Origin of the sequence: Polynucleobacter nymphae, from assembly GCF_018882155.1 — a bacterium.
In the GTDB taxonomy this organism is placed as follows: domain Bacteria; phylum Pseudomonadota; class Gammaproteobacteria; order Burkholderiales; family Burkholderiaceae; genus Polynucleobacter; species Polynucleobacter nymphae.
Genome location: NZ_JACVPA010000005.1, coordinates 1 through 6200 on the forward strand (window position 1 = coordinate 1; position 6200 = coordinate 6200).

Here is a 6200-nt window from a genome sequence, read left to right on the forward strand (position 1 = left end):
GGTGACTGCAGCGCTAAAGGTAGTAGCACCAGTAGAGTTCACAGTTAAAGCACCTAGAGCACCACCCGATGCACCACCGACGATGCCAGTAAAGGTGACATTGCCCGAGCCTGAGGAGACGGTTAATCCGTAACTACCTGATGCAATGCTATCTAATGTGCTATTAAATGCGATTACACCATTATTTGATGAGCTAGTGCTATCTATAGTGAGGCCGCTAGATTGTGTTTGCGCAGCCCCATAGGTTTGATTGCCAGCCGTTGTAATGGAAGTGCCAATCTTCACGACGCTACTTGCTGTAGCGATAAGCGCCCCACTGATGGTTAAAGTTTGACCAGACCCTGTTGAACCGATTGTCAAAGCACCCGTATTATTAAAGGTAGTAGCTGAGCCAATCGTTGAATTGTTATTAGCAAGACCGAGGACTAACTCAAATGCAGTGTTAGCTGTATTTAAGGTAGTAGCTTTTACTGAACCATTGACTTGAATTTTTCCAGTTTGAGTACCCGCACTAAAAGTTGTAATTGTTTGATTGGTTAAAACAATTCTTGCATAGCCATTGCCAGCTTGACCGATTTGCGTACCACCTCCGGTAGCAGGCATTGATGCATTACCTGCAATAGTAGTAGCGCTACTTACACCTCCAATGTAAGATGATCCTCCGCCACCAGAGCCACCATAACCCGACCCATAATTAACTGAAGCAGCACCACCAGCGCCACCATAATATCCGCCACCACCGCCACCAGCATAATCAGCAGTGCCTGTATTTCTACCGCCTTGACCTCCTTGTCCTAGCGTACCAGCAGAGCCAAGATAAGTTCCTGATCCAGTTCCGCCCGCGCTTTGAGTACCGCCCGTACCGCCATATGCAGCAGTTGAATTAGTAGCATTACCACCGGTGCCACCAGTTAAACCGCCTCCATAACCACCATCATAAGAATAAAGTCCGCCACCACCGCCACCTCCAGCAACAATGACACGATTTGTTAAGGCGGTCCCACCCACTCGAATATCTGTAGCGCCGCCGCCACCTCCAGATGCACCTTGACCATTACCACCACCATTCCAACCTCCACCTCCTAAGGTACCGTTGTAAATTAATGTTCCAGCACCGCCTACATAAATATTAATTGTCTGACCAGCAGTTAAATCAAGACTACCAGTGGCATATCCTCCATTGCCACCAATTGCAGGATATCCATTGCCATAGGCTCCACCCTTAGCTCCCCAAAGATAAAATGTATAGGTACCAGCATATGTTGCCGTGAAGGTTTGGGCTGCTCCCGTGTAGTCATAATTATTGGTCGTCGTACCTGAAATTGTGGTTAAGGTGCCTGTACCACCTAAACCTAAATAATTCAATGCAACAGTTTTACCGATGTTTCCACCAACGGCGATCTCAGCAATGCCACTATATAGATATAAGCTATTTGCACTAGCAGATAAACCATCAATGTCAGCACCAAAATTCATAGCCTGACCAGATCCACTATTGCCAGTTGAACTTAAATTAACATCGGTCCCACTAATGACAACATTACCAACAAAATTTTGGGTGCCTGCAGTCGTAATATTTGCAGCTATGGTTGATGTCCCATCGACCCTTAAAGAATTGAGTGCGTAGGTATTACCTACCGCTCCGCTAAACGTAGTGTTTCCACTACCAGCTAAAATTGTGAGTGAACGTGGAGTTAAGGCTGCATCGCTATTGATGGTACTGCTAAATAAAATCGCATTATTAGTTGCAGTCAACACCCTATCGCCACCAGAAATCGTCACTGCCCCGGTATAAGTTTGGGTACCACTTGTACTAATGTCAGCACCCAGTGAAGTTGTTCCTGATACGCTTAAATTAGTAACGCCAGTGACTGCTCCATTCAATACCGCATTACCGGTAATCGTTAATGAGTTCGCTCCACCAGCAATAGTTGAGCTAGTAGTAATGGTGGTGCCTTGTAAGGTTCTGGTAGCACCAGTACCCGTTAAAGTAACTGCGCCGGTATAGCCTTGCGTACCCGTGGTAGTTATATTAGCAGCGATAGAGCTAGTCCCAGAGACAGAAAGATTGGTAACCGCCGTGATGGCACCACCAAAAACAGCATTACCAGTAATCGTGAGTGCGTAAGCACCAGAACTCACTGTTGTGAGTGTAGAGTTGGTAGTTACTGTGGTTGCAGACAAAGTACGCGCTGCACTAATCTGAGTTGCGCCAGTTAAGTTCAGGGTAGAACTTCCGCTACCAGTGAAATCGCCTTGCAGGTAAATTACCCCTGAGGTTCGTAAAGTCACTGGCAATGCGCTCGCTAAATTTGTTTTTAAATATACATCCCCACTTTGCGAGGCTCCACCGAATACTAGTCCAGTGAAATTACTACCTAAGTTCGCTATTTCTGTAGCAGTAACATCCAAGATAGTAGATGTGGCATCAGTTGTACCATTCACATGAATTAAATTCGTTGTAGTAGTAGGTTTGAGTGTTAAAACACCAGTACCATCCAAAGTAGAGGACCAATCAATTTTGTTACCACTCAAGCTGAGCCCACCCATGCCCGTCAAAGCAGCTGTAATTGAGATAGTGCCTGTACCTGCGTTTAGTGTTAAGTCTTTTCCAGCACCAGCAATCGCTCTAGCAATCGTAATCGTGCCATTGCTTGCGCTACTGTTCAACGTGAGATTTGAATTGAGCGCCAAAGAAGTATTGGAATCACCTAGGGTGATATATCCTGCTCCCGCAGTGATACTGCTGGTAGTAATAGTTCCACCTAGACTTAATGAGGATGGACTAGAAGGGACAAAAGAGCCGCCTGAATAAGTAAATGTATCAGAGGCAGAATCACCAATGGTGAGTGTTCCACTTGTTTCAAATGGTGTAGCGGTTGCAAAACTGGCAATCGAGTTGGTTGATCCAGTTAAGCTAATGTTGTAAGTCGAATTCGCATCCGTCTTAAATTGAGACACCTGTAATGAACCGGCAAAACTGACATTACCTGCTGTTTTATTGAGCCATAAGGTTCCAATACCGGTGGTAATATCGCCAGAGACCGTCACCGCGCCGCCGCTACTGAAGGTCACATTGGCCGCTGTTCCGGTAGCCGGCCCAGTAATGCTTGCTACAGTAATGCTATTGGCAGCATTTGTTCCGGCATCTAGGGTTAAATTTACTGCTGCGGAAAGATTGACAGCGCCGATATTAAGAGTGGAGCCTGAACTAATTGTCTGGCTACTTGCCACATTGCTCGTTCTTAAAGTGCCAAGATTAATTGCGCCTGCGCTGGTGATATAGCCGCCAATGGTATTAATACCAGAGCCTGTGAATGTAATAAAGGCTAATGGGGTTGTAGTACCCACTGCTAGAGTGCTGATCGTTCCGCTGCCCGCTGCAACATTGAGCCCGAAAGCACTATTCACTACACCAAAGGTGACGTTACCATTTCCGGAGCTTGTTGAAATTGTTCTGTCAGCTGAGAAAGTTGAAGCCCGAGATGTTCCTTTTAAATCTACACTGCCGCTGCTGGTGATATTTCCGTTCAGGGTATTGCTTCCCGTACCCTGCAAGGTGAGATAAGTTAGAGGACTATTGATGCCGATTGCCCCAAGGGTGATAGAGCCCGCCCCATTACTTACAGTCAAGCCAAATAGTCCATCGGTTGCCCCAAGGGCCACACTACCGCCGCCACTAGAAGTCAATGTACGATCAGCGCCAATTAATGTCACTGCCCCGGTATAGCTTTGATTTACAGTCGTAGTGACATTTGCACCTAAGCTAGTAGTGCCGCCTACTTGCAACGTGGATACGCTAGTAAGTGCACCATTAATCTCTGCATTATTGCTAATGGTTAAAGCATTACCGCCACCATTCAGAGTGCTACCTAAAGAAACTGCAGTACCTGCATTGAAAGTGGTCGTTGTGGCAGTGCTTAAGGTAATAGCATGACCAAAGTTGATTGCACCAGTCGTAATGATGCTGCCACCTGAAATCGTGATACCAGCAGATCCAGATGATGCGTTAGTAGTCAAACTTGAGAGATTAGTTGTGCCACCAATCGCACCTCCTAAAGTTACTGCTCCAGTGCTGGTAGTAGTAATTGTTAGACCAAAGGCGCCATTAATCGTGCTACCTAAAGTGAGCGCACCCACATTTTTAATCGTAGTGCTTGAGCCTAAAGTAATCGCACCATTTGCAGTGGCTGCAGAGCTACTACTGTTATAAAGGGCGCCATTACTACTATCGCCCGTGCCATTGAGAGTTAACAGGTTGGCAATTGTTTTGCCGTTGAGATCCAAAGTCGCTCCTGAGTTCACTGTCACACGACCAGTACCGAAGGGGCCGCTAGTTACAGTACCGGATGTTGGGGTAGAACTAGCGCCTGCTTGGAGAGTGCCTGCGCTGACAGTGGTACCACCGGTGTAGGTATTGGCACCAGAAAGAGTGAACACACCACCGCTGCCACCAACAGTCACTGTTGTGGAACCACCAACAATACCGTTAATGGCATTTGTTGTACTGGTTGAACTAATATTTAGCGATGCCAATGTTGAGGAATTACCGGTCAAAATAAACTTTCCTGAGCCGGTACTGACATTTAAACCGACCACGGAATAACGAACTACTGCAATACCAGAACCACCATCACCAGCTTTTTGATAAATATTACAACCAGATGGCGCGCTGATACAACCACCAAGCGCACCGCCGCCGCCGCCAGTATTTGCTTGTCCATTTTGAGCTGTTAGCGGAGAAATAACAGCAGTTCCACCACCACCTGTCCCGCCTACACCTTGGGCGCTTCCAGAGCTAACGTTTTCTGCACCACCACCGCCGCCGCCTGCAAAGGTTTGGCTTTGTCCCGTAATGCTAACGGTTAATCCATTACCACCATTACCACCAGTCTTATTGGACGCATTACCACCACTTGCGCCAGCACCGCCACCGCCGCCTCCAACACCATTTCCATTTTGGCCACCAGAACCACCGGGGTTACCGTAGGTGTAGCTCAGCCCATCTGAGTAGTACACACTTGTTGCGCCAGGGCAAGGTGCGGCATTCCCACACTGCGCAGGATCGGTTCGAGTACCACCGCCGGAACCACCAGTATTAAGTGCGAGTTTATTGTACGTAGAGCCACCACCGCCACCAATTGCTGTAAGCGAGAGTCCTGTCCCAGAGATGCTTGTACTACCTCCGTTCCCACCATTATCACTAGCAACAGCGATGCCGCCATTACCTATGCCAATCGTATAAGCAACCCCCGCACTCAAGGTGACATCCGTCTTATAAATAAGACCGCCCCCGCCACCACCACCGCCGCCATACTGACTACCAGCAGCTCCACCGCCACCCACTAATAATAATTCTGATGTGCTTGCACCAGTTAATGGCGTCCATGTGTAATTTGTTCCAGTCCACGTAAGGGACCCTACATTGCCCAGCGCTGTCGTATAAGTACCGCTAGGGGTATAGGTGGTCCCATTCAGAATATAGGCTCCATTACCTAAAAGTTGTAATATAGCCTGGGCCGCACTGAGGTTGCCCGCGATTGTAATGTCTCCATTAGTAAGTGAACTTAAGTTCAGGCTGTTATTTAAAACAACATTGCCACCATAAGTTTGTCCACCAGAGGTAGTGATATTGCCCGCCAAAGATGTCGTTCCTACTCCTGTAGTTAATGCAGATAATGGATGAGCAACACCTACCGCCGCACCAAAAGTCATTGTGCCCGAACTCACTACAGTTAATGCTTGTGTATTATCAGCATTACCATCTACCGCAGAACTGAAGCTGATATTGCCATTAGATCCAGTGCCAGTGCTAGTGAGCGTAACTAAGGATCCTCCTATAGTCACTTCACCACTATAGAGTTGGGTACCAGTAGTGCTTACATTAGCAGCTAAGGTGCTAGTGCTGCTGACTGATAAGTTAGTGATACCAGTTACTGCACCATTAAATACACCAGCGCCAGTAATGGTTAAGCCATTGCTACCACCCGTAATACCGTTTGTTGTAATCGTAGTACCTGTTAAGGTGCGATCACCGCCACTCAGTGTCACTGCACCACTATAGAGTTGAGTACCGGTCGTGGTGATATCAGCAGCAATGGAGGTGGTGCCAGAGACTGATAGGTTAGTAACATTCGTTATCGCACCACCAAAGATGGCATTGCCGGTTATAGTCAATGCGTTTGCACCACCAGCAATGG

The 6200-nt window shown here is 47.4% G+C and carries 1 protein-coding gene; it reads right to left on the reverse strand.

Annotated elements, in window-relative coordinates; all coding sequences use genetic code 11:
- Positions 1-6177 (reverse strand): glycine-rich domain-containing protein (locus ICN29_RS10570; RefSeq protein WP_216132998.1); only part of this gene is annotated, 6177 nt, incomplete at its 3' end.
- Between the last annotated feature and the right edge of the window lie 23 nt (positions 6178-6200).